Genomic DNA, 21,592 nt, shown 5'->3' on the forward strand with positions numbered 1-21,592 from the left:
ATGCAGGTACGCAAGATCGTCACCCTCATCGACGAGACCCACATCGAAGGCGGGAAGCCGGTCGACCCCGCGGCCCGGGTCGCCGTGGTCGCCGCGGTGATCGAGAACCCCTGGGCTGGCCAGGGATTCGTCGACGACCTCGGTGCCGGCATCGACGCGACCGCCTCCGACCTGGGCGCGCTGCTGGCCCCGCGGGTCCTGGAGGCGCTGGGCGCACCGGCCGAGGCCTACGGCAAGGGCGCGGTCGTCGGCCTGGACGGCGAGATCGAGCACGGCTCCGGGCTGATCCACACGCTGAAGTTCGGCAACCACTTCCGCGACGCCGCCAACGCCAGCACCCTGCTCCCCGCAGTGGAGAAGCGCGGCCCCGCCGGGGTCGTCTTCGACATCCCGCTCAAGCACATCACCGACGCCACCATCCGCTCCCACCACCAAACGGTCGAGGTGCGCCTGGCCGACGCCCCGCACGCCGACGAGATCGTGATCGCGCTCGCCGCCGCCGCCCAAGGCCGTCCCCAGCAGCGGCTCGCGGACCTCTCCACCGAGCAGTGAGCCACTCCAGCCCCGCCGTCGGCACCACGTCGGCCTCCGAGAGCTTGGGGGTCTCGGGGACCCGCGTCGTGCTGCTGCACGGCGTGGGCCTGGACCGCCACATGTGGGCGCCCACCCAACGTGAGCTCGCCCGGCACGGCACCGCCGCCACCGCCCTCGACCTGCCCGGGCACGGCCAGTCCGGACCCGTCCCCGACGGGGTCACCCTGTCCGACCTCGCCGAGACGATCGCCTCACAGCTCACGCCGGCAACCCACCTGGTCGGCTTCTCCCTGGGCGCGCTGGTCGCCCAGCACCTGGCCGTCTACCGGCCCGAGCTGGTCGCCACCTTGACCTGCGTCAGCTCGGTATGCCAGCGCACCGAGAGCGAGCGGGAGGCCGTCATGGCGCGCCTGCGCCTGGCCGAGGCCGACTTCCCCGCCAGCGTCGAGGCGTCCTTGACCCGCTGGTACGAGGGCACCGACGTCGCCCCCGAGGAGGTCGCCGCGACCCGGGCGACACTGCTGGACAACGACCGGCGCTCCTACCTGGCCTGCTACCGCGTCTTCGCCACCGGTGACGCCGAGCTGGCCCCCGTCCTCGGCTCGATCGTCGCGCCGACCCTGGCGATCACCGGCGACGAGGACCCCGGATCCACCCCGCAGATGTCGCAGCGTCTGGTCGCGGCCGTCCCCGACGCCCGCCTCGAGGTGCTGTCCCACACCCGCCACATGCTCCCCGTCCAACGCCCCGGCGAACTCGCCGCGGCCGTGTCTACCATCACCCAGGAGAACGACCATGACCGAACGGCGTGACCACTTCATCGGCGGCCAGTACGTGCCGCCGACCTCGGGGGAGTACTTCGTCAGCACCAACCCGGCCAACCAGGAGGCCCTGTACGAGGCCGCACGCGGCACCGCCGAGGACGTCGATCGCGCGGTCCGCTCGGCCCAGCAGGCCTTCGACAACCCGCTGTGGCGCGACCTGAGCCAGACCAAGCGCGGCCACCTACTGCGCCGCCTGGGCGACCTCATCGGGGAGAACGCCGAGGAGCTGGCCCGCATGGAGACCCTGGACAACGGCAAGCTGCTGCGCGAGATGCGCGGCCAGATGGCCACGCTGCCCGAGTACTACCGCTACTACGCCGGCCTCGCGGACAAGGTCGAGGGCCGGGTCATCCCGACCTCGGACCGCCGCGTCCTCAACTACACGATGCGTGAGCCGCTCGGCGTGGTCGGCGCGATCACCCCGTGGAACTCACCGCTGACCTTGACCACCAGCAAGCTCGCGCCGGCGCTGTGCGTGGGCAACACCATGGTGATCAAGCCCTCGGAGTACACCTCGGCCACCGTGCTCCGCCTCGCCGAGCTGGTCATGGAGGCCGGGTTCCCCGAAGGCGTCGTGAACGCTGTGACCGGGTTCGGACCCGAGGCCGGCCAGGCGCTGGTCGACCACCCCGGCCTGGCGAAGATCTCCTTCACCGGCTCCACCGCGACCGGTTCGAGGATCGCCTCGACCACCGCTGGACGGTTCATCGGCTCGACCCTGGAGCTGGGCGGCAAGTCGCCCAACATCGTCTTCGACGACGCCGACGTGGCCAACGCTGCGATGGGCGTCGTCGCGGGCATCTTCGCCGCTGCCGGCCAGACGTGCATCGCCGGCAGCCGGGTCTTCGCCCAGCGCGGCGTCTACGACGAGCTGCTGGAGCGGGTCAGCAACCGCGCACAGTCGATCGTGGTCGGCGACCCGCTCGCCGAGGACACCGAGCTCGGCCCGCTGGCCTTCGGGGACCAGCGCGACAAGGTCGCCGGCTACGTCGACCTGGGCCGCTCCGAAGGCGCCCGCGTGCTCACCGGGGGTGAGGCCACCGACGGCGGCCTCGGCGGGTTCTTCTACCAGCCGACCGTCCTGGTCGACGTCACCAACGACATGCGCGTGGTCCGCGAGGAGATCTTCGGGCCGGTCGCCGCGGTGATGCCGTTCGACACCGAGGACGAGGTCGTCGCGTTGGCCAACGACACCGACTACGGCTTGGCCGCGGGCGTCTGGACGACCGGCCTGGCTCGCGCGCACCGGATGGCCGACAGGCTCGACGCCGGCACCATCTGGGTCAACACCTACCGCGCGATGTCGCCGATGTCGCCCCGGCAGGGCTTCAAGAGCAGCGGCGTCGGGGTCGAGCACGGCCAGGAGACCCTCAATGAGTACACGCGCCTGAAGAGCGTGTGGATCAACACCAGCGAGGACCCGGTCGCCGACCCGTTCGTCATGCGCAGCTGACCGCCCCGGCCGCCCGACGGGCGGCCCACCTTCGTTCACCTGAGTCCCGAGAAGAAAGGCAGGACCGTGCGATTCTCCTTGTTCGTCCACATGGAGCGCTGGGATGACCAGGTCTCCCACCGCGAGCTCTTCGAGAACCTCACCGAGCTGGTACAGCTCGCCGAACAGGGCGGCTTCGGCACCGTGTGGATCGGCGAGCACCACGCGATGGAGTACACGATCTCGCCGAACCCGATGGTGCTCCTGGGCTACCTCGCCGGTCAGACCAGCACCATCCGGCTCGGCGCCGGCACGATCATCGCGCCGTTCTGGAACCCGATCCGGGCAGCGGGGGAGGCCGCGCTGCTCGACGTGATCAGCGGCGGCCGGGCCGAGATGGGCGTCGCCCGCGGCGCCTACCAGGTCGAGTTCGATCGCCTCGCCGACGGCCTCGCGGCCTCCGACGGCGGCCGCTACCTTCGCGAGCTGGTGCCCGCGATGCAGCAGCTGTGGGCCGGCGACTACGCCCACGACGGCGACATCTGGCAGTTCCCGACCTCCACGAGCGTGCCCAAGCCGATCCAGTCCGACGGCATCCCGGTCTGGATCGCCGCGCGCGACCCCGACTCGCACAACTGGGCGGTCAGCCAGGGCTGCAACGTGATGGTCACCCCGCTGATGAAGGGCGATGAGGAGGTCCTCGACCTGACCCGGAAGTTCGAGGGCGCACTGGCCAAGAACCCCGACGTGGAGCGGCCCGAACTCATGGTGCTGCGCCACACCTTCGTCCACGATGCCGACGACCCCGACGGGTGGCGACCCGCCGCTGAGGCCGTCAACCGGTTCTACCGCACCTTCGACGCGTGGTTCGGCAACAAGCAGGCGCCCACAGAAGGCTTCTTGGACCCGAGCCCGGAGTCGAAGTTCGCCGAGCGGCCCGAGTTCGAGGCCGACTCGCTGCACCAGACCGCGATGATCGGCACACCGGAAGAGGTCATCGAACGGATCCGCTACTACGAGTCCCTCGGGGTCGACGAGTACAGCTACTGGATCGACAACTCCATGTCGCACCAGGAGAAGAAGGACTCCCTGCAGCGGTTCATCGACGAGGTCGTGCCGGCGTTCCGCTGACCGGCAAGCGCGCCAGTCAGCCCGCGGCGGACGCCGGGGTTCGTTCTGGTGCCGCGGTGACACTTGGGGGAGGGGAGCGGGCCGCCTCACCAGCGTTCGCGGGTGAACGACCGGGTCACCGGGTCGATCCACAGCACCGGCGTGCCGGCGCGGCGCGCCTTGGTCAGCGTCGAGACCGACCCACCCGAGGTCGCGGTCGAACAGACCACCGCGACCAGCAGGTCGCACACCGAGACCAGCAGGTCGTTGCGCGCGTGCAGCATCCTAACGTCGTACCGGTCCCCACCGAGAACCGTCTCCGCGGCGGCCGCGGCGCACAGCTGCCGCCACCGGCGACGATCCGCGGCGCCCCACCGGTCGGCCTGGGCGGTGAACGGGATCGCGGCATGCAGGTCCAGCTCGGCGGTAAGCGCCGACTCGGCCCACCAGGTGTCCACCCCGAGCGCCATCCCCGACCACGCCACCCGGGTCCCGTACGCCGAGGCCAGCCGGTGCGCGGTCAGGCCGACCGCGTCGCGGGCCCACCGCTGCTGGGGCGGGGTCAATCCGGTGGGCCGGTGACCGGTCACCGAGACCACCGGCCAGCACCCACCCTCGCCGGGTCGTCGTCGCGAACCGTGAGCCACCTGCGGTTCTCCCACCCGGCCTTGGGACACCGAGCCGACCCGGTACCTGCAGGCACCGTGCCGCATCGATCGACACCGCACGCCACCGGCCCGCCTCGGCGGGGAGGGATAGGCGGGGAGCAGTGTGGTGACTGCGACCCGACCCGAACAGCGCACCCAGCGATGCTCAGCATTGTCGTCGTCCCTCCAGCAGCCTCTGGCGCCGATGACCCCGAACGTCCTCCCACTGACCTGTCGCGCTACCAGGTAGCTAGGTAGGTAGCCAGCCAGGTGTCGGCGGGACCCCGGGTCAACGCTGGCGTCGAACCACCCAGGCAGGTGACCTGGCGCCAGCATAATGTCATAATGTCACTTATCGGCGAATAATCGGGACACGGCTCACGCGTCCAGCAACGACTCGGTGCGCAGGTCCGAGTGGCGTGCCAGCACCTCGAAGTCCCGGTCACGATGCACCACCGGAAGATCCAGTCGCAGCGCCGTGGCGGCGATCAGGCAGTCGCCGAGGTTCCTGACCGTGTCGCCACCACGACGACAACTGCGCTGCAGACTCGCCGCACGAACGCTGTCAGCCAAAGGGACGACGGGCTCCAGGTAGAACGCCTCCAGCATGCGTTGACGTTGTGCTGCGACGATCTCGTCCGTCGGCCCGCTCAGCAGCTCCATCAGGACTGTCTCCGGCACCACGATCCGGTCACCTGTCGTGACCATCTCCTCCAGCCGATCTCCGGCCGCGCTCGACCCCGGCCGGAGGAAGTCGATCCAGACCGAGGTGTCCACGATCACCGGTCGATCGTCCAATCGCCCTCGATCTGATCGTTGGACACCTCGATGCCGCTCCCACGCATGGCGAGCACCTCGTCGCGGGTCATCGGTGTGACGACCAGTTGTCGTAGGGCAAAGTCGACAGCACTCTTCTTCGAAGTCAAGCGGTAGCGACGCATCACCGCACTCACGAGTTCATCGTCCAGGTCGATGTTCGTGCGTGTCATAACACAACTGTACACCTCGATGTGTATGGACGTCTGGTGGCAACATGGGCCCCCTCCTGCGCCAGAACCTCATGCACGCCATCGAGCTGTACGGCACCCAGGTCGCGCCGATGGTCAGAGAGCTGCTCGCCGAGCGGCGAGCGAGGTGATCTGGGCCCGGTCGACGGCGATCGTGGCGCCCTCGGCGTCGTGCTCGTCGTCGAGGTCGCTGTCGCGGGCGGCGTCGACGAGGTCGGTGAAGCTGTCGTCCAGGCCCTTCAGCCGGACGACGGTGACGGCCCGCTTGGCCGACAGGGCGTCGCGGGCGCGCTGCGGTGTCATGTCGTCGGAGCTGGTCATCGGCTCATCGATCCCGGCCAGCTCTGGCCGAGCAAGCAGTCAGTCGACGTCGGTGGCACGGCGACCCGGGCTCGCGCCGGCCAACCGAGGTCTCGGCGAGAGCCCTCACACCGAGCCCACGGACTCATCGCGGAGGCTCTCCAGCTCCCCTTCCCAGCCGCCCCCCTCCATGGCCAGCATCTCCTGTCGAGATATGACCGGGCCGACGAGGCGACGCAGGGCGAAGTCCACCGCCTCACGCTTAGTGGGCAGGCCGTACCGCTTCATCACCTCGCCGATGAGGTCGGCGTCGATGTCGATGTGGGTGCGTGCCATCCACCGAGGATACCCAGACCTCTGTTCGTCGGGGGTTTCTCAGTTGCAGGCGCCGGGACGCTCGGAGAGGCTCCTCCCATGTTGGAGACGAGGGCGCTGAGCAGTGGTGACTGGCGGCTGTGGCGGGAGCTGCGCCTCGCCGCGCTGGCCGATGCGCCGACCGCGTTCTGCGCCAGGTTGGCGGACTGGCAGGGCGCCGGAGATCGGGAGGAGCGCTGGCGCGACCGGTTGTCGATTCCTGGCGCGCGCGACATCGTCGCCTTCCTCGAGGACCGTCCCGTCGGGATGGCGACGGGAGTCCCCGGCGAGACGTCGAGCGCTGTCGGGCTGATCTCGATGTGGGTGAACCCGGCGGCTCGTGGGCGGGGCGTCGGTGACCGACTGATCCAGGCCGTCGAGGAGTACGGCGTGGAGCGAGGCGCCAGAACCCTCGGACTGACCGTGATGCCGGACAACGCGGCAGCGCTCGCCTTCTACGCACGCAACGGCTTCACCGAGTCTGGCGAGCAGGGTCCGCTGCGACCCGACGGCGTGACGCGCGAGCTGGTACTGAGCAAGGGACTCCATCGCAGCGCCGGTGCGCCTAAGGCTTGACGAGCCGCTCGCGCAGCACCAGGACGCCCGGCCCTTCGAGCTCTGCGAGCGCGACCGGCCGCCCGGAGACCGCCATCGCCAGGGCCTCACTGGGCCCACGGACCTCGGCCCCGCTCCCCCACGTCCACTCCTGGTCGGTGGCGACCAGCCGCAGCCCGGACAGCCGCTTGCGCGTCACGAAGCCGCGGGTCGCCGGCTTGGAGACCAGGAAGTCCAGGGTCGCCCGCCAAGCGGCCAGGTCGGGGCTCACGTCCAGGCCGAGCGGGCGCGCCGCATCGCGCAGGTGGATCGCCGAGTCGGCCATCGGGCCGCCGGAGCCGGTGAACGGCACCGTCAGCTCGGTGCCGGCGAGCTCGCGCAGCTGCCCGACGAGCTGCTCGGTCGGTCGGGCCGAACGCTGCCGCGTCTCGTCGTCGACGTACCTCCCCAGGTCGCCGCGGTAGCGCACCAGCACGCCCAGCACCTGTCGCCAGCTGAAGTCGGACTCGAGCGGCGCTACGAGATGGCCGGCGATCTCCCGCACCGTCCAGCCCTCGCAGAGGCTCGGGGTGCTCCACTGCTCCGGGGTGAGTGACGCGAACATGTCGGCCGCCAGCAGTCGGTTGGTCGTGGCGATGCGGTGGTTCGGGTCGGCCATGGCGTCGACGCTAGCGGGACGTACGGACAGGAAGTACGGCGCCTTGGCGCCGCCTGACACCATCCCCGTGTGGACCTCTGGGAGCGACTGGCGCAGACCCAGCCGCCGCCCACGCCAGAGACGCTCGCCCTCGTGGCAGCCCTCGCGGTCGCCCTGATCGCCTGGCCGCGCTCGTGGCGGGTCCTCCGGCAGGTCGTCACGATCGCGCACGAGGCCGCGCACGCGCTGGTCGGCGTGCTCACCGGTCGCGAGCTCAGCGGCATCCGGCTGCACCGCGACACCTCCGGGCTCACCGTCACCCGAGGCCGACCACGGGGGCCAGGGATGGTCGCCACGTTGCTCGCGGGGTACCTCGGCCCGGGCCTGCTGGGGCTCCTCGGGGCGCTCCTGCTGTCGTCGGGGCGCGCCGTACTCCTGCTGTGGCTGCTGCTCGCGCTCGTCGCCGGCATGGTGCTGTGGATCCGCAACGCCTTCGGCCTCCTCGCGCTGACCGGGTGCGTGGCGGTACTCCTCGGGGTGACCCGCTACCTCGACGCGTCCCAGCAGAGTGCGTTCGCGCTCCTGGTCGTGGTCTTCCTGCTCCTCGCCGCGCCGCGGGCCGTTCTGGACCTGTACCGCAGCCGCCGACCACACGGGGCCTCCGACGCGGACCAGCTCGCCCGGCTGACCCGCGTGCCGGCGCCGCTCTGGGTGCTCGCGTTCGGCCTCGGGACGCTCGGCTGCGCGGTTCTGGGAGGACGGCTGCTGATCGGCTGGGCGTGACGGGCCGGCCTCACAGGGCGCTGGCGATGTCGGTCTGGTCGCCACCTCGTCGGCGCCGACGAGGTCGGGGCAGACGCGGGTCCTGCGCGGCGGCGGGTCCGTATCTGCTCAGGCGGGCAGTCCGTGGTCGTCGTACCCGAGAACCTCGTCGGCGAGACGATCGTCCAGCGTCGAACGGGAACGGCCCCGTCGCACGATCGCGTCCAACTCGGCCGTCTGGCCGGCGGCGCTGCGGCGGGCCCGCACTCGGGCCAGGCGCTAGGCGATGGCCACCCTCGCCGCCACGGTGATCGACTCCCCCGTCGCCTGGGCCAGCTCGCGCGCCAGACGGTCGGTCTCGGGGTCGTCGATGTTGAGCGGCACGAATCCACCATTCGAGGCAGAATGGGAGAGCGGCAGGAAGATCAGGGTTACCAGCCCGAGCCGCTGATCCCGGTCGGCCGCAGGCGCAGCAGGAGCCGGCGCTCGGCCACCATCGCGGCGTAGAACTCATCGGGGTCCGGGTGCGGCTGCTCGCTCAGCGCGTCGTGCAGGGCCAGCAGCTCGCGGCCCGCCTCGTCCCCGGGCTGCTCGGTGACGGGCCCGAGCTCCGCCGTACAGCTCACCGAGGCGTAGCTCCAGAAGTTCGGCCCCAGGACGTGGACGACGGCGCGCGGGTCGCGGGCCAGGTTGCGGGTCTTGGCGCGGTCGGCGGTGACGGAGACGGCGAAGGACTCCCCGTCGAAGTGCGCGAGCACGTTGGACGTCTGCGGGGAGCCGTCACGGCGCAGCGTGACCAGCACGACCTCGTTCCGCCCGCGCAGCCAGTCCCGTGCGGTCTCGGTGATCTCGGCCATCCTGGTCCGCCTTCCGTGTCGTCGGTCGCTCTCCCGGGCAGCGTAGACGCCGTCGACGGTACGGCGCGGCCGTGGCAGTCTCAGGGAGATGACGACCTTCATCACCAAGCGCATCTATGAGGACGCTTCCCCCGACGACGGGTGGCGGGTGCTGGTCGACCGGCTGTGGCCGCGCGGGGTGAGCAAGGAGAAGGCTGACCTGGACGAGTGGGCCAAGGACCTCGCGCCGAGCACCGACCTGCGCAAGTGGTTCGGCCACAAGCCCGAGCGGTTCGAGGAGTTCGCCCAGCGGTACGTCGCCGAGTTGGAGGCGAACCCCGACGCACCCGACACGATCGCCGGGTGGCGCGAGCACGACAGGGTGACGCTGCTCTACGGCGCTCGCGACGAGACCCACAACGAGGCCGTCGTGCTCAAGGACTACCTCGAGTCCCGCCGAGTCGGCGCCAGTTGACGGTGAGTCGGCGTCAATCAACGCCGACTCGGGGTGAAGAAGCGCCGACTGGGGGTGAAGTAGCGCCGACTGGGGGTGAAGTAGCGCCGACTCGGCGGGAGATCAGCGCACGGTGCGGATCAGCTTCTTGTTGACGAACTCGTCCATGCCGTAGCGGCCGAGCTCGCGGCCGAAGCCGGAGCGCTTCACTCCGCCGAAGGGCAGCTCCGCGCCCTCGGCGCCGACGCCGTTGACGAACACCATGCCGGTCTCCAAGCCGTCGGCCACGCGGGCGGCCTGGTCGGCGTCGGTGGTGAAGACGTAGGAGCCGAGGCCGAACGGGGTGTCGTTGGCGACCTCGACGGCCTCCTGCTCCGAGCCGACCCGGAAGACCATCGCGACCGGGCCGAACAGCTCCTGGTGGAACGTGTCGCTGTCCCGGTCGATGTCGGTGAGCACGCCGGGCGGGAAGTAGGCGCCGCGCCGCTCGCCGGCGGAGGACAGTGTCGCTCCCCCGGCCACGGCCTCGTCCACCTGGGCCTGCAGCGTCTCGGCAGCGCGCTCGGAGGACAGCGGGGCGATCCCGTCGGCGTTCGCGAGCAGCCGGTCGGTGAACCTGCCGACGAAGTCGTCGTAGAGCTCGTCGGCCACCACGAACCGCTTCGCCGCGTTGCATGCCTGGCCGGTGTTGTCCATCCGGGCCGCGACCGCCGCCTCCACCGTCGCGTCCAGGTCGTCGGTCGAGAGCAGGATGAACGGGTCCGAGCCGCCCAGCTCCAGGACGATCTTCTTCAGGTTGCGTCCCGCCACCTCCGCGACCGCGGCGCCGGCCCGCTCCGACCCGGTCAGCGAGACGCCCGCGACCCGCGGGTCGGCGATCATCTCCGCGATCTGGTTCTCGGTCGCGAAGATGTTGACGTAGGCGCCCTCCGGGAAGCCGGCGTCGAGGAAGATCTGCTGCAGCTCCGTGGCCGACATCGGGCACTGCGGCGCGTGCTTGAGCACGATGGTGTTGCCGATCGCCAGGTTCGGGCCGGCGAACCGCGCCACCTGGTAGTAGGGGAAGTTCCACGGCATGATCCCGAGGAGTACGCCGAACGGCGAGCGCCGCACGAGCGCCGTACCCTCTCCCCCGTCGACCGTCACCGGCTCGTCGGCCAGCAGCGACTCGGCGTTGTCGGCGTAGAAGCGGTAGATCTCGACACAGAAGTCGACCTCGCCGAGCGCCTCCTCCATCGGCTTGCCCATCTCCTCCACGATCACCTCGGCCAGGTGGTCGCGCCGCTCGTCGTGCAACTCGGCCACCCGTCGCAGCAGCGCGACCCGGTCGGCCACCTCCGTCGTGCGACCCCAGTCGCGGGCCGCCGCCGACGCGCGCGCCAGCGCGTTCTCCACGTCGGCCTCGGTGGCGGTGGGGTACTCGCGGACGACCTCGCCGGTCGCCGGGTTGGTCACTGCGTAGATCGACATCGGGCGCTCCCAGGTCTCGGTGGTCGACCGCCGCGCGGGGTGGTGGAAAAGCGGTCGGCAGGAAGCCTAGCGACCCTCTAGCCTGTACGGCGGAGCCGTGAGGACTGACGACCCTCGGCCGCCCAAGGCGGCAGGCGGCGCCCGCGCGTGACGGCGTACCGACGAGAGGCCGGCAGCATCGCCGGCGAAGGTGTGGTGGCACCGCGATCTGGCCCCCGCCCACACCTCCAGGGCTTCCCTGACCTGGAGGATGAGATGAGACCACCGCAAGCACCCGCCCGCACCCTGGCCGCCGAGCTCTCCGAGGCGGCGCCGGGCACCCCGGTCCGGCTGGAGGGACACGTCCACCGGCGCCGCGAGCTGGCTGCCCTGACCTTCCTGGTCGTGCGCGACCGCAGCGGCCTCGCCCAGGTCGTCGTGCGCACCGAGGAGCTCCCCGCCGGCGGGCTGCCGCCCGAGGAGACGCCCGTCCAGGTCCTCGGTACGGCGACCGCGAGCCCGCAGGCACCCGGCGGCGTCGAGGTGACGGCCCCGAGCATCACCGCGCTCTCGGAGCCCGCCCGGACCCCACCCGCCGAGCTGTGGCGCCCCACGCTCAACGCCGGGCTCCCGACGCTGCTCGACCATGCGCCGGTGCTGTGGCGCCACCCCCGCCAGCGGGCGGTGTGGGAGCTGGCCGCGGCCAGCCTGCAGGGCTTCCGCGGCACGCTCGACGCGGCCGGCTTCACCGAGGTGCACTCCCCCAAGTTGGTCGCCTCGGCCACCGAGTCCGGCGCGAACGTCTTCGAGGTCGACTACTTCGGGTCGCCGGCCTTCCTCGCGCAGAGCCCGCAGTTCTACAAGCAGCAGCTGGTCGGGGTCTTCGAGCGGGTCTACGAGGTCGGCCCGGTCTTCCGTGCCGAGCCGCACGACACGGTGCGGCATCTCGCGGAGTACGTCTCCCTCGACGTCGAGCTCGGCTTCGTCCGCGACCACCGCGACGTGCTGACCGTCCTGCGCGATGTGCTCGCGGGCATGGTCACCGCGGTCACGACGCATGCCGGCCCCGCCGTGGAGCGGCTGGGCATCCAGCTGCCCGTGATCCCCGACGAGGTGCCGGTGATCCACTTCGCCGACGCGCTCGCCCGCGTGGGGGCGCCCGCCGACGAGCCGGACCTCGCGCCCGAGCACGAGCGGGCGCTGGGCGCGTGGGCGAGGGAGGAGCTCGGCAGCGACGTACTGGCGGTCGAGGGCTACCCGATGCGGAAGCGCCCGTTCTACACCCACCCCCAGCCCGACGACCCGCGGTGGAGCAACAGCCTCGACCTGCTCTTCCGCGGGCTCGAGCTGGTGACGGGCGGCCAGCGGCTGCACCGCCACGCCGACTACGTCGCCGCGATCGAGACTCGGGGCGGGTCGCCGGAGGACTATGCGGGCTACCTGCAGGCGTTCGCGCACGGGATGCCCCCGCACGGGGGCTTCGCCATCGGGTTGGAGCGCTGGGTGGCGCAGTTGGTCGGTGCCGCCAACATCCGCGAGGTGACGCTGTTCCCCCGGGACCTGCACCGGCTCGCGCCGTAGGGGGGCGGCTCAGACGCCCGGGAGCTCCTCGCGCAGCCGAGGCTCGACCCGGTTCTCGGGTCGGAAGCCCGCCTTGTCGGCGTAGAACGCCCGGATCCGGTCCATGTCGGCGGGGAGGTCGCCGGTCAGGTCGATGGTCGGGCCCAGGCCGGTGGTCATCGTCGTGCGGTCCACGAAGCCGAGCGTCACCGGCAGGCCGGTCTCCCGGGCGATCCGGTAGAACCCGGACTTCCAGTGGGTGTGACCGCTGCGGGTGCCGTCGGGGGTGACGACGAGACCGAACACCTCACCGGAGCGGACCCGGCCGACGACCTCGTCGACGATCCCGGCCGGGTTCGCCCGGTCCACGGGGATGCCGCCGAGCGCGCGCATCACCGGCCCGCGCCAGCCGGTGAACAGGCTGTGCTTGCCGAGCCAGCGGATGTCCAGCCCGAGCCGCCAGGCGATCCCGAGCATCAAGATGAAGTCCCAGTTGGAGGTGTGCGGCGCCCCGATGAGCACGGTCGGCCGCTGCGGCGCGGGCTCGGTGGTCACCAGCCTCCACCGGGAGAGCGACCAGAAGATGCGGGAGACCAGGGCGCGCAGCACGGGCCCACGGTAGGCGGCCCGGGACGGTGCACCCACAATCGGGTCGCGGCGGGTCGCGCGCGTGCACGAGGCTGGCAGCCATGACGAGCAGCGACTACTGGGACGCCGAGGCGGCCGAGAGGTACGACGAGAGCTCCTCCTTCATGTTCGAGCCCGACGTGCTGGACCCCGCGGTGGACCGCCTGGCGGCGCTGGCCGGGGACGGTGCGGCGCTGGAGCTCGCGATCGGCACCGGGCGGGTCGCGATCCCGCTGTCGGAGCGCGGAGTGCCGGTCGCGGGGATCGAGCTGTCGCAGCCGATGGTCGACGTACTCCACGCGAAGCGTCCGGACCTGCCCGTCACCGTCGGCGACATGGCCGGCGCCACGGCCCCCGACGACGGACCGGCGCGGCCCGGGGAGTATTCGCTGGTCCTCCTCGTCTGGAACAGCATCGCCAACCTGCGCACCCAGGACGAGCAGGTCGAGTGCTTCCGCAACGCCGCCCGGCACCTCGCCCCCGGCGGCAGGTTCGTCATCGAGCTGTGGATCCCCGGCATCCGCCGCTTCCCGCCCGGGCAGAGCGCGGTGCCGTTCCACGTCGGGCGTCGGCACACCGGTTTCGACACCTACGACCTCACCACTCAGCAGGGCACGTCGCACCACTACCGGCGGCTGGAGGACGGGACGGTGCGGTACGGCGCCAGCAACTTCCGCTACATCTGGCCAGCCGAGTGCGACCTGATGGCCCGGCTGGCCGGGCTGGAGCTGGAGGAGCGGTCCGCCGACTGGAGCGGCGCGGAGTTCACCGGGGACAGCGAGAGCCACGTCTCGGTGTGGCGCAAGCCCGCGTGAGGCGACCGGCTCAGGCGGTGTTGAACTGCCGGCGGTAGGCCTGCGGGCTGATCCCGCGAACCTTGACGAACTGCTGGCGGAAGGTCGTGGGCGAGCCGAAGCCGACCCGGTCGGCGACCCGCTCCACGGGCAGGTCGCTGCGCTCGAGCAGCTCCTCGGCCAGCCGCACACGCTGGTGGGTGATCCACTGGTGCGGCGTCGTGCCGGTCTCCTCGCCGAAGCGGCGGGCGAAGGTGCGCTCGGACATCGAGACCTGCCGGGCCAGGGTCGCCACGGAGAGGTCGGCGTCGAGGTTCCCGGTGATCCACGTGAGCAGCGGGCCGAGCGTCTCCGCGGTGCACTCCGGCACGGGCTGGCGCACGAACTGCGCCTGACCGCCGTCGCGGTGCGGCGGCAGGACGATCCGGCGCGCCGCGTCGTTGGCGGCCTTCGCCCCGTGGGTCTGGCGCAGCAGGTAGAGCGCGGCGTCCAGGCCCGCGGCCGACCCGGCACCGGTCAGCACCGGCCCGTCGTGGACGTAGAGGCGGTCCGCCTCCACCGTGATCCGCGGGTAGTGCGCGGCCATCCGCTCGGCGTAGCGCCAATGCGTGGTCGCCCGGCGGCCGTCGAGCACCCCGGCCTGGGCGAGCGCGAAGGCGCCGGTGCAGTGCGCCATCACCATCCGGTCGTCCGCGACCGCCTCGCGGGCGAGCTCGAGCACCTCGGGGTCGTGCTGCTCGAAGTCCCGCTTGGGCGCGAGCAGCAGCAGGTCGACGTCGGCGGCCGCGTCCAGCCCGTGCTCGACCTGGATGCCGATGCCCTTCTCGGTCGGGACCAGCCCCGGGGACGGCGTACAGATCCGGAAGTCGAAGACCGGGTTGTCGTCCTCGGGGTGGTAGCGCTCGCCGAAGACCTCGACCATCGAGCCCATCCCGAAGAGCTCGACGCCCTCCTGGACCACCAGCGCCACCGACCTCATCCGGTCAGCGTGTCACCGCGATGGCAGATTCTCAAGGGTCCGCCGGGATCGTGCCACTCAGGGTGCGGGAACCTGCTCCGGGGTCTCATAGCGGCGTACGGCGGAGAGCAGGCCCTCGGCCGTCTCGAAGACCACCCACGTCTCCGCCGGCTCCTGGCTGGGCACCTCGGCCGGCGCGTTCGCGGTGCGCCAGCGGGCGAGCTCGTGCACGACCACCCGGCCGTCCCGCTCCTCCAGCGGCTCCTGCGGCTCCAGCTCGATGCCGGAGCGCTGCAGCCAGGCGCGCATCAGGTCGTGTCCCTCCCCGTCCCCGCGGGGGCCGCCGACCACCACGTCGGGCCGGCAACATGCCAGGGCCGCGTCGATGTCGCGTGCGTTCACCGCGTCGTGCCAGGCCTGGACCGTCTCCACTGCTGAGGGCATGCGACGAGGCTATCCGCGAGCCGGCATCTCCACTACGGTGGGTAGTAAGTCAGCGGCTGTCCGGGCACAGCGCGGCGGCCGCGAGGGAGGGGGAGATATGAACGACACGTGGCTCAAGGGAGCATGGACCGCGTTGGTGGTCCGCGGCGGGATCGCGGTGATCTTCGGCGTGATCGCGATCTTCTGGCCGATCGCGACGGCAGTGGCGCTGGCTCTGCTGTGGGGCGTCTGGGCGCTCGTCGACGGGGTGATGTCGCTGATGCACGCGTTCGGTCGCGGCGCCTCGATGGGCGATCGGGTGCTGTGGGTGGTCCTGGGTGCGATCAGCCTGGTCGCCGCGTTCGTGGCGATCGTCAGCCCGGGCGTGACCGCCGTGGTGCTCACCTGGATCCTGGGGCTCTGGCTGATCGCCCGCGGTGTCGTGGAGCTGATCGCCGCGTTCGGGCGCAGTCCGGGAGCGCCGCGCTGGCTCCTGGTGCTCGCGGCGCTGCTCGACGGCCTCCTGGGCGTGCTCTTCGTCGCCAACCCCGGCGCCGGCGTCCTCGGCGTCGCGACCTTCCTGGGCGTGGTGGCGATCGCCTGGGGCGTCGTACTCATCGCCGTGGCGTTCTCGATGCGCAGCGCCGGCAAGCGCGTGGCCGCCCAGGAGCCGCGGGTCGCCTGACGCCGCGGGCGGCGTCAGCCGACGTACTCGGCCAGGTGCTCGCCGGTCAGCGTGGAGCGCGCGGCGACCAGGTCGGCCGGCGTGCCCTCGAAGACCACGGTCCCGCCGTCGTGCCCGGCGCCGGGGCCGAGGTCGATGATCCAGTCGGCGTGCGCCATCACGGCCTGATGGTGCTCGATCACGATCACCGACTTCCCCGAGTCCACCAGCCGGTCCAGCAGCCCGAGCAGCTGCTCGACGTCGGCGAGGTGCAGCCCGGTCGTGGGCTCGTCGAGGACGTAGACCTCGCCCTTCTCCCCCATCTGCGTGGCCAGCTTGAGTCGCTGCCGCTCGCCGCCGGAGAGCGTGGTGAGCGGCTGCCCCAGAGTGAGGTAGCCGAGCCCGACGTCGACCAGCCGCTGCAGGATCCGGTGGGCCGCGGGCACCTTGGCCTCGCCGTCGGCGAAGAACTCCGCCGCCTGCGCCGCCGACATCTCCAGCACCTCGCTGATGTCCTTGCCGCCGAGGGTGTACTCCAGCACGGCGGCCTGGAAGCGCTTGCCGCCGCACTCCTCGCAGGTGGTGGCCACGCTCTCCATGAAGCCGAGCTCGGTGTAGGTCACGCCCGCGCCCTTGCAGGTCGGGCAGGCGCCCTCGGAGTTCGCGCTGAACAGCGCCGGCTTCACCCCGTTCGCCTTGGCGAACGCCTTGCGGATGGAGTCGAGCATGCCGGTGTACGTCGCGGGGTTGCTGCGCCGTGAGCCGCGGATCGGCGTCTGGTCGATCACCACGACGCCCTCGCGCCCGGCGATCGAGCCGCCGACGAGCGAGCTCTTGCCCGAGCCGGCGACGCCGGTGAGCACGGTCAGCACGCCGAGGGCTACGTCGACGTCGACGTCGCGCAGGTTGTGCGCGTCGGCCCCGCGGACCTCGAGGGCGCCGGAGGGCTCCCGCACGGTCTCCTTCAGCGACGCCCGGTCGTCGAGGTGCCGGCCGGTGGTGGTGTCGCTCGCGCGCAGCCCCTCCACCGTGCCCTCGAAGCAGACCGTGCCGCCCGCCGTATCGGCCCCCGGGCCGAGGTCGACGACGTGGTCGGCGATGGCGATCGCCTCCGGCTTGTGCTCGACCACGAGCACCGTGTTGCCCTTGTCCCGCAGCTGCCGCAGCAGGTCGTTCATCCGCTGGATGTCGTGCGGGTGCATGCCGATCGTGGGCTCGTCGAAGACGTAGGTGACGTCGGTCAGCGAGGAGCCGAGGTGCCGGATCATCTTGGTCCGCTGCGCCTCACCCCCGGACAGGGTCCCGGCAGGCCGGTCCAGGGAGAGGTAGCCGAGCCCGATCTGCACGAACGAGTCGAGGGTCTCGGTCAGCGCCTCCAGCAGCGGCGCCACAGAGTCGTCCTCGATCGTGCGCACCCAGGCGGCGAGGTCGGTGATCTGCATGGCGCAGGCGTCGGCGATGCTGACGCCGTCGATCTTCGAGGACCGCGCGGCCTCGCTGAGCCGCGTCCCCTCGCACTCCGGGCAGGTCTGGAAGGTGATCGCCCGGTCCACGAACGCGCGGATGTGCGGCTGCATCGCGTCCCGGTCCTTGGCCAGCATCGACTTCTGGATCCTCGGGATCAGGCCCTCGTAGGTGAGGTTGACCCCCTCGACCTTGATCTTCGTCGGCTCCTTGTAGAGCAGGTCGTGGCGTTCGCGCTTGGTGAACCTCTTGATCGGCTTGTCCGGGTCGAAGAAGCCGCTGCCCTTGAAGATCCGGCCGTACCACCCGTCCATGCTGTAGCCGGGGATCGTCAGAGCCCCCTCGTTGAGGGACTTCGTCTCGTCGAAGAGGGCGGTCAGGTCGAAGTCGCTCACCGTCCCGCGGCCCTCGCAGCGCGGGCACATGCCGCCGGTGCGGTTGAACGTCGCCTTCTCCGCCATCGTCTTCTCGCCCCGCTGCACGGTGATCGCGCCGGCCGCGGACACCGAGGCGACGTTGAAGGCGTAGGCGCTCGGCGGGCCGATGTGCGGCTCCCCCAGCCGGCTGAAGAGGATGCGCAGCATCGCGTTGGCGTCGGTCGCCGTACCGACCGTCGAGCGCGGATCGGAGCCCATCCGCTCCTGGTCGACGATGATCGCGGTGGTCAGCCCGTCGAGCACGTCGACCTCGGGCCGCGCGAGGGTGGGCATGAACCCCTGCACGAACGCGCTGTAGGTCTCGTTGATCAGCCGCTGTGACTCCGCCGCCACCGTCCCGAAGACCAGGGAGCTCTTGCCGGAGCCGGAGACGCCGGTGAAGACCGTCAGCCGGCGCTTGGGGATGTCCAGGCTCACGTCGCGCAGGTTGTTCTCCCGCGCACCCCGGACGCGGATCAGGTCGTGGCTGTCGGCCGCGTGTACGGCGGATCCGGTGCTCGTGGCCATCTTCTGGGTGCTCCCCTCGCTCGGCTGCGGGCCAAGTCAAGCACCCGGCTGTCGATCATTTCCCAGGTAGTCGTGCCTGAACGTCGCTCTACGGGATGAATTCACCAGGTAGAGCGGCGGTCTCTCATGACTACCTGGGGAATGGCCGGCGGGAGTACGGCGAGGACGGATTCCGTCGTGTTTGCCGGATTCCCCTACGGATGTCGGCGCCCCGACCTAAGATTGTTGACGTTTCATACTTTTGTCTCGTCGAGTGGCTGGAAGGGGTCACGATGGCGCGGTCCTTCGACGCCTCTGCGTCCGAGCGTCTGCTCGTGGAGACCCTGGAGCTCGTGGCCGAGGGCCTGGCCCAGGACATGGGGTTCGGCCTGGTGGTGATCTCCACCCTGGACGACGACGAGATGCTGACCCGGGCGGCCGTCGCCGGCGTGCGCGCCGAGCCCGACCTGCGCGGCCACCGCTACCCGGCCTCGGAGCTGGAGCGGGAGCTGCGCAGGTCCGACGTGTGGGGCCGGTGGCGCTTCGTGCCGCACGACCGGATCCCGCCGGACGAGATGTCGGAGGACTACGTGCCGGTCATGCCGGTCGTCGACGCCGACGACGCCTGGCATCCGATGGATCTCCTGTTCGCCCCGCTCTACGACGAGGAAGGCGTGCTGCGCGGCACGATCGGTCTGGACATCCCGCTGTCGGGCAAGCGACCGGACGCGACCCAGCGCGACCGGCTGGACGAGTACGCCCGGCGGGCCAGCCGCGCCGTCGTCGACGCCGTCGAGCGCGAGCGGCTGCAGCGGCAGACCCGGCTGAGCAAGCGGCTGCGACATGCCGTCCGTGAGATCAACGACGGTCAGCAGCTCAAGACGATGCTGCAGCAGGTGCAGCCGCTGCTGACCGAGTGCTTCGACGCCCACGGCTCCTGGCTGCACCTGAACCCCACCGGGGGATATCCGGCGAGCGACCGGGTGCACAACTGGTGCGGCGAGGCGGTCGAGATCGCGGCGGGGACGGTCGCCCTGGCCGAGCCCTTCTCCACGCTGCTGTGGGAGGCGCAGGAGACCGGAGTGCTCGGCGCCGGCCCCGATGCCGACGTGTGGCTGACCACCGAGCAGCAGCAGACGGTCGACGAGCTGTTCGGCTCGCTGCATCTGGCCACGGCACTCTTCGTCCCGCTCGGCTCGGGTCGCACGCCGCTGGGCCACCTGCTGATCACCCGCAGCGACGCCGATGCCGTGTGGACCCAGGAGGACCGGTCGGAGGCCCTCGACTTCGCCCACGACCTGGGAGCGGCGATCGTGCGGATCCGGGTGGCCGAGCGTGAGGCCCAGCTGCTCCGGGAGCTGCGCGACCTGCATCTGGCCAAGGATCAGCTGATGGACACCGTCACCCACGACCTGCGCAACCCGCTCGCCGCACTGGACAACCTGCTGCGGATGCTGCGAGGGATGGAGGAGATCCCGCCGGAGGGCGAGACGATGCTCGACTCCATCTCCCAGGTCAGCCGCCGGATGAGGCGCCTGACCGACCAGCTGATGGCCCTGTCGCGGGCGAACAGGGATGGCGGACTCGACCAGGTCACCGACCTCGGGGCCGTCGTCTGGGAGAGCGTGGAGGTGAGCCGGGTGCTCGCCGACGCCAAGGGCGTGACCCTGCAGTGGACCCCTCCCTCGACCCCTGTGCACGTGGCCGGGGACAGCCTGGACGTCGGGAGCATCGCGGCGAACCTGATCGGCAACGCCGTGACCTACACCCCCTCTGGCGGCGAGGTCCGGGTGGTGGCCGAGCTGGTCGACGGGCTGGCGGTGCTCGAGGTGACCGATACCGGCATCGGCATCGCCCAGGAGGACCGGGAGCGGATCTTCGAGGAGTTCGACCGGTCGGCCAACCCGCGGGCGCTGCGCGAGAGCGGGTCCGGCCTGGGCCTGGCCATCGTCCGCACGCTCTGCCAGCGCCTGGGGGCGACGCTCACCGTGGAGTCGGAGGTCGACAAGGGGTCGACCTTCCGGGTCGTCGTGTCTGCGGCATCACCGTGAATGCTCGATACTGACCCCCGTGGACGTGCACGACCTTCAGCGTGAGGCAGAGATCCTCACCCTCGAGGTGTTGGGCGACGAGACCTTCCCGATGCTGGAGGCGATCGTCGACCTGGCCTCGCGGATGTGCGGAGGCGCCACGGCGGAGGTGAACGTGATCACCGCGACCGAGCAGGTGCACCTGGCGACCTCCGACCGCAACCACACCCGGATCCGCCGGGAGCAGTCGTTCTGCGGCACCGCGATCACGGTGGACGACGCGATGCTGATCCACGTTCCCGATGCGGCTCGGGATCCGCGCTTCGCAGACAACCCCTTCGTCACCGGTGAGCTCGGCTCCTTCCGCTCCTACGCCGCCCGCAAGGTCCTCGGGCCCTCCGGCACGATCATCGGCACGCTGTGCGTCTTCGAGCCTCCGGCCGGCGGGTTCGGGCCCGAGCAGCTGCGGCTGTTGGAGCTGCTCGGACCGATGGTCACCGAGGCGCTGAACCTGCACCGGGGCCAGGTGCAGCTGCGTGCCGCACTCGAGCGACACTTCGACGGCCATCGCGAGCTGCATCGCTCGCACGCCTCGCTCGAGGCGTTCGCCGGAGAGGTGAGTCATGACCTCCAGGGCCCGCTGGCCGCGGTGAGCCTCGCGCTGCAGATGCTGTCGACCCGGTCGTCGCCGCCCGCAGGGACAGACGAGGCGTTCCTCCTGGACACGGCACTCTCCGGGACCGCCCGGATGCGCCGCACCGTGGAGGACATGCTGGGCTTCGCGATGCTCGGCGGCCGGGGCCCCGGCGGCCCGGTCCGGCTGGACGAGGTGGTGGCCCAGGTGCTCGGCGACCTCGACGGGGTGGCCGGCGAGGCCGAGGTGCACGTCGGGGCGCTGCCCGCCGTGATCGGCCACGAGGTGGAGCTGCGGTCGATCCTGCAGAACCTGATCGGCAACGCGATCAAGCACTCCGCTCCCCTGCGGCGACCTCGCGTGGTCGTGGACGGTGAGCGTCGCGGCGACCGGGTGCGGGTCACGGTGACCGACAACGGGCCGGGCGTCCCCGAGGGGCGTCGCGACGACGTCTTCGGGCTGTTCGCCCGCGGCGACGAGCGCGTGGAGGGCCGGGGCATCGGCCTGGCCACCTGTGCCCGGATCGTGCACAGCCGCGGCGGCACCATCGGCGTGGACGAGGCCGAGGGCGGCGGAGCCGTCTTCTGGTTCGAGCTGCCGGCGGGCGGCTGACC

24 protein-coding genes and 1 pseudogene are annotated in these 21,592 nt (G+C 71.3%); 12 read left to right on the forward strand and 13 right to left on the reverse strand.

Annotation, left to right across the window (positions count from 1 at the left end):
* The 4 genes from K8W59_RS08435 (at window position 1) to K8W59_RS08450 (ending at window position 3,921) form a co-directional block, all read left to right on the forward strand.
* Window positions 1-552, forward strand: coding sequence for an amino acid synthesis family protein (locus tag K8W59_RS08435; RefSeq protein ID WP_223399403.1), 552 nt, complete (start codon window positions 1-3; stop codon window positions 550-552).
* Window positions 549-1,346: an alpha/beta fold hydrolase gene (locus tag K8W59_RS08440; protein ID WP_223399404.1), complete on the forward strand. Its 798-nt coding sequence runs from the start codon at window positions 549-551 to the stop codon at window positions 1,344-1,346. The genes K8W59_RS08435 and K8W59_RS08440 overlap by 4 nt, the downstream gene beginning before the upstream one ends.
* The gene (locus K8W59_RS08445) at window positions 1,330-2,811 is read left to right on the forward strand and encodes an aldehyde dehydrogenase (RefSeq protein WP_223399405.1); all 1,482 of its coding nucleotides are present in this window, start codon (window positions 1,330-1,332) and stop codon (window positions 2,809-2,811) included. Before K8W59_RS08440 ends, K8W59_RS08445 begins: the two co-directional genes overlap by 17 nt.
* Window positions 2,812-2,877: 66 nt before the next feature.
* Window positions 2,878-3,921, forward strand: a complete 1,044-nt coding sequence (locus K8W59_RS08450; RefSeq protein WP_223399406.1) for an LLM class flavin-dependent oxidoreductase — start codon at window positions 2,878-2,880, stop codon at window positions 3,919-3,921.
* Between the two features lie 86 nt (window positions 3,922-4,007).
* Here K8W59_RS08450 and K8W59_RS08455 read toward each other — a convergent pair whose 3' ends face one another.
* From K8W59_RS08455 to K8W59_RS08475, 5 genes are all read right to left on the reverse strand, one after another.
* Window positions 4,008-4,499: a hypothetical protein gene (locus tag K8W59_RS08455; protein ID WP_223399407.1), complete on the reverse strand. Its 492-nt coding sequence runs from the start codon at window positions 4,497-4,499 to the stop codon at window positions 4,008-4,010.
* A gap of 426 nt (window positions 4,500-4,925) precedes the next feature.
* Window positions 4,926-5,330, reverse strand: a complete 405-nt coding sequence (gene vapC, locus K8W59_RS08460) for a type II toxin-antitoxin system VapC family toxin (protein ID WP_223399408.1) — start codon at window positions 5,328-5,330, stop codon at window positions 4,926-4,928.
* The gene (locus tag K8W59_RS08465) at window positions 5,327-5,536 is read right to left on the reverse strand and encodes a type II toxin-antitoxin system VapB family antitoxin (protein ID WP_223399409.1); all 210 of its coding nucleotides are present in this window, start codon (window positions 5,534-5,536) and stop codon (window positions 5,327-5,329) included. The genes vapC and K8W59_RS08465 overlap by 4 nt, the downstream gene beginning before the upstream one ends.
* Window positions 5,537-5,650: 114 nt before the next feature.
* Window positions 5,651-5,875, reverse strand: coding sequence for a hypothetical protein (locus tag K8W59_RS08470; RefSeq protein WP_223399410.1), 225 nt, complete (start codon window positions 5,873-5,875; stop codon window positions 5,651-5,653).
* A 105-nt stretch (window positions 5,876-5,980) separates the two neighbouring features.
* Entirely contained in the window at window positions 5,981-6,190 is a 210-nt protein-coding gene (locus K8W59_RS08475) for a type II toxin-antitoxin system VapB family antitoxin (protein ID WP_223399411.1), read from the reverse strand.
* Between the two features lie 78 nt (window positions 6,191-6,268).
* Here K8W59_RS08475 and K8W59_RS08480 point away from each other — a divergent pair, with 78 nt between their 5' ends.
* A complete protein-coding gene (locus K8W59_RS08480) occupies window positions 6,269-6,784 on the forward strand; it encodes a GNAT family N-acetyltransferase (RefSeq protein WP_223399412.1) in 516 nt (171 codons plus the stop codon).
* Here K8W59_RS08480 and K8W59_RS08485 read toward each other — a convergent pair.
* Complete coding sequence (locus K8W59_RS08485) at window positions 6,774-7,421, reverse strand: maleylpyruvate isomerase family mycothiol-dependent enzyme (RefSeq protein ID WP_223399413.1); 648 nt, start codon at window positions 7,419-7,421, stop codon at window positions 6,774-6,776. The two genes, K8W59_RS08480 and K8W59_RS08485, sit on opposite strands and share 11 nt — an antisense overlap.
* A gap of 69 nt (window positions 7,422-7,490) precedes the next feature.
* On the opposite strand from K8W59_RS08485, the gene K8W59_RS08490 reads away from it, so the two are divergent.
* Window positions 7,491-8,183 carry a M50 family metallopeptidase gene (locus K8W59_RS08490; RefSeq protein ID WP_223399414.1) on the forward strand — a complete coding sequence of 231 codons (693 nt, stop codon included), beginning with the start codon at window positions 7,491-7,493 and terminating at the stop codon, window positions 8,181-8,183.
* 108 nt (window positions 8,184-8,291) lie between these two features.
* Here the strand turns inward: K8W59_RS08490 and K8W59_RS20295 are convergent.
* Window positions 8,292-8,546, reverse strand: a pseudogene (locus K8W59_RS20295) (type II toxin-antitoxin system VapB family antitoxin).
* Window positions 8,547-8,593: 47 nt separating this feature from the next.
* Complete coding sequence (locus K8W59_RS08500; RefSeq protein WP_223399416.1) at window positions 8,594-9,019, reverse strand: PPOX class F420-dependent oxidoreductase; 426 nt, start codon at window positions 9,017-9,019, stop codon at window positions 8,594-8,596.
* An 88-nt stretch (window positions 9,020-9,107) separates the two neighbouring features.
* On the opposite strand from K8W59_RS08500, the gene K8W59_RS08505 reads away from it, so the two are divergent.
* Complete coding sequence (locus K8W59_RS08505; RefSeq protein ID WP_223399417.1) at window positions 9,108-9,473, forward strand: DUF488 domain-containing protein; 366 nt, start codon at window positions 9,108-9,110, stop codon at window positions 9,471-9,473.
* Window positions 9,474-9,575: 102 nt separating this feature from the next.
* Here K8W59_RS08505 and K8W59_RS08510 read toward each other — a convergent pair whose 3' ends face one another.
* Window positions 9,576-10,922: an NAD-dependent succinate-semialdehyde dehydrogenase gene (locus K8W59_RS08510; protein WP_223399418.1), complete on the reverse strand. Its 1,347-nt coding sequence runs from the start codon at window positions 10,920-10,922 to the stop codon at window positions 9,576-9,578.
* Window positions 10,923-11,177: 255 nt separating this feature from the next.
* Here K8W59_RS08510 and aspS point away from each other — a divergent pair, with 255 nt between their 5' ends.
* Entirely contained in the window at window positions 11,178-12,482 is a 1,305-nt protein-coding gene (gene aspS, locus K8W59_RS08515; RefSeq protein ID WP_223399419.1) for an aspartate--tRNA(Asn) ligase, read from the forward strand.
* A gap of 9 nt (window positions 12,483-12,491) precedes the next feature.
* Here the strand turns inward: aspS and K8W59_RS08520 are convergent, their stop codons facing one another.
* Window positions 12,492-13,070 carry a 1-acyl-sn-glycerol-3-phosphate acyltransferase gene (locus K8W59_RS08520; protein ID WP_223399420.1) on the reverse strand — a complete coding sequence of 193 codons (579 nt, stop codon included), beginning with the start codon at window positions 13,068-13,070 and terminating at the stop codon, window positions 12,492-12,494.
* Window positions 13,071-13,150: 80 nt separating this feature from the next.
* Here K8W59_RS08520 and K8W59_RS08525 point away from each other — a divergent pair, with 80 nt between their 5' ends.
* Window positions 13,151-13,903, forward strand: coding sequence for a class I SAM-dependent DNA methyltransferase (locus tag K8W59_RS08525; RefSeq protein ID WP_223399421.1), 753 nt, complete (start codon window positions 13,151-13,153; stop codon window positions 13,901-13,903).
* A gap of 10 nt (window positions 13,904-13,913) precedes the next feature.
* On the opposite strand, the gene K8W59_RS08530 is transcribed toward K8W59_RS08525, so the two are convergent.
* Both K8W59_RS08530 and K8W59_RS08535 read right to left on the reverse strand, forming a co-directional pair.
* On the reverse strand, window positions 13,914-14,861 hold the full coding sequence (locus K8W59_RS08530; protein WP_223399422.1) for a GlxA family transcriptional regulator: 948 nt from the start codon (window positions 14,859-14,861) through the stop codon (window positions 13,914-13,916).
* 57 nt (window positions 14,862-14,918) lie between these two features.
* Window positions 14,919-15,284, reverse strand: coding sequence for a nuclear transport factor 2 family protein (locus K8W59_RS08535; RefSeq protein WP_223399423.1), 366 nt, complete (start codon window positions 15,282-15,284; stop codon window positions 14,919-14,921).
* A 97-nt stretch (window positions 15,285-15,381) separates the two neighbouring features.
* Between K8W59_RS08535 and K8W59_RS08540 the strand changes: the two genes are divergently transcribed.
* Window positions 15,382-15,948, forward strand: coding sequence for an HdeD family acid-resistance protein (locus K8W59_RS08540; protein ID WP_223399424.1), 567 nt, complete (start codon window positions 15,382-15,384; stop codon window positions 15,946-15,948).
* A 14-nt stretch (window positions 15,949-15,962) separates the two neighbouring features.
* Here K8W59_RS08540 and K8W59_RS08545 read toward each other — a convergent pair whose 3' ends face one another.
* Window positions 15,963-18,335: an ATP-binding cassette domain-containing protein gene (locus tag K8W59_RS08545; RefSeq protein WP_223399425.1), complete on the reverse strand. Its 2,373-nt coding sequence runs from the start codon at window positions 18,333-18,335 to the stop codon at window positions 15,963-15,965.
* A gap of 272 nt (window positions 18,336-18,607) precedes the next feature.
* Between K8W59_RS08545 and K8W59_RS08550 the strand changes: the two genes are divergently transcribed.
* Together K8W59_RS08550 and K8W59_RS08555 are read left to right on the forward strand one after the other, a co-directional pair.
* On the forward strand, window positions 18,608-20,365 hold the full coding sequence (locus K8W59_RS08550) for a sensor histidine kinase (protein WP_223399426.1): 1,758 nt from the start codon (window positions 18,608-18,610) through the stop codon (window positions 20,363-20,365).
* A 19-nt stretch (window positions 20,366-20,384) separates the two neighbouring features.
* Window positions 20,385-21,590, forward strand: a complete 1,206-nt coding sequence (locus K8W59_RS08555; RefSeq protein ID WP_223399427.1) for a sensor histidine kinase — start codon at window positions 20,385-20,387, stop codon at window positions 21,588-21,590.
* Window positions 21,591-21,592 lie beyond the last annotated feature (2 nt).

It is taken from the genome of Nocardioides rotundus (assembly GCF_019931675.1).
Lineage (GTDB): Bacteria > Actinomycetota > Actinomycetes > Propionibacteriales > Nocardioidaceae > Nocardioides > Nocardioides rotundus.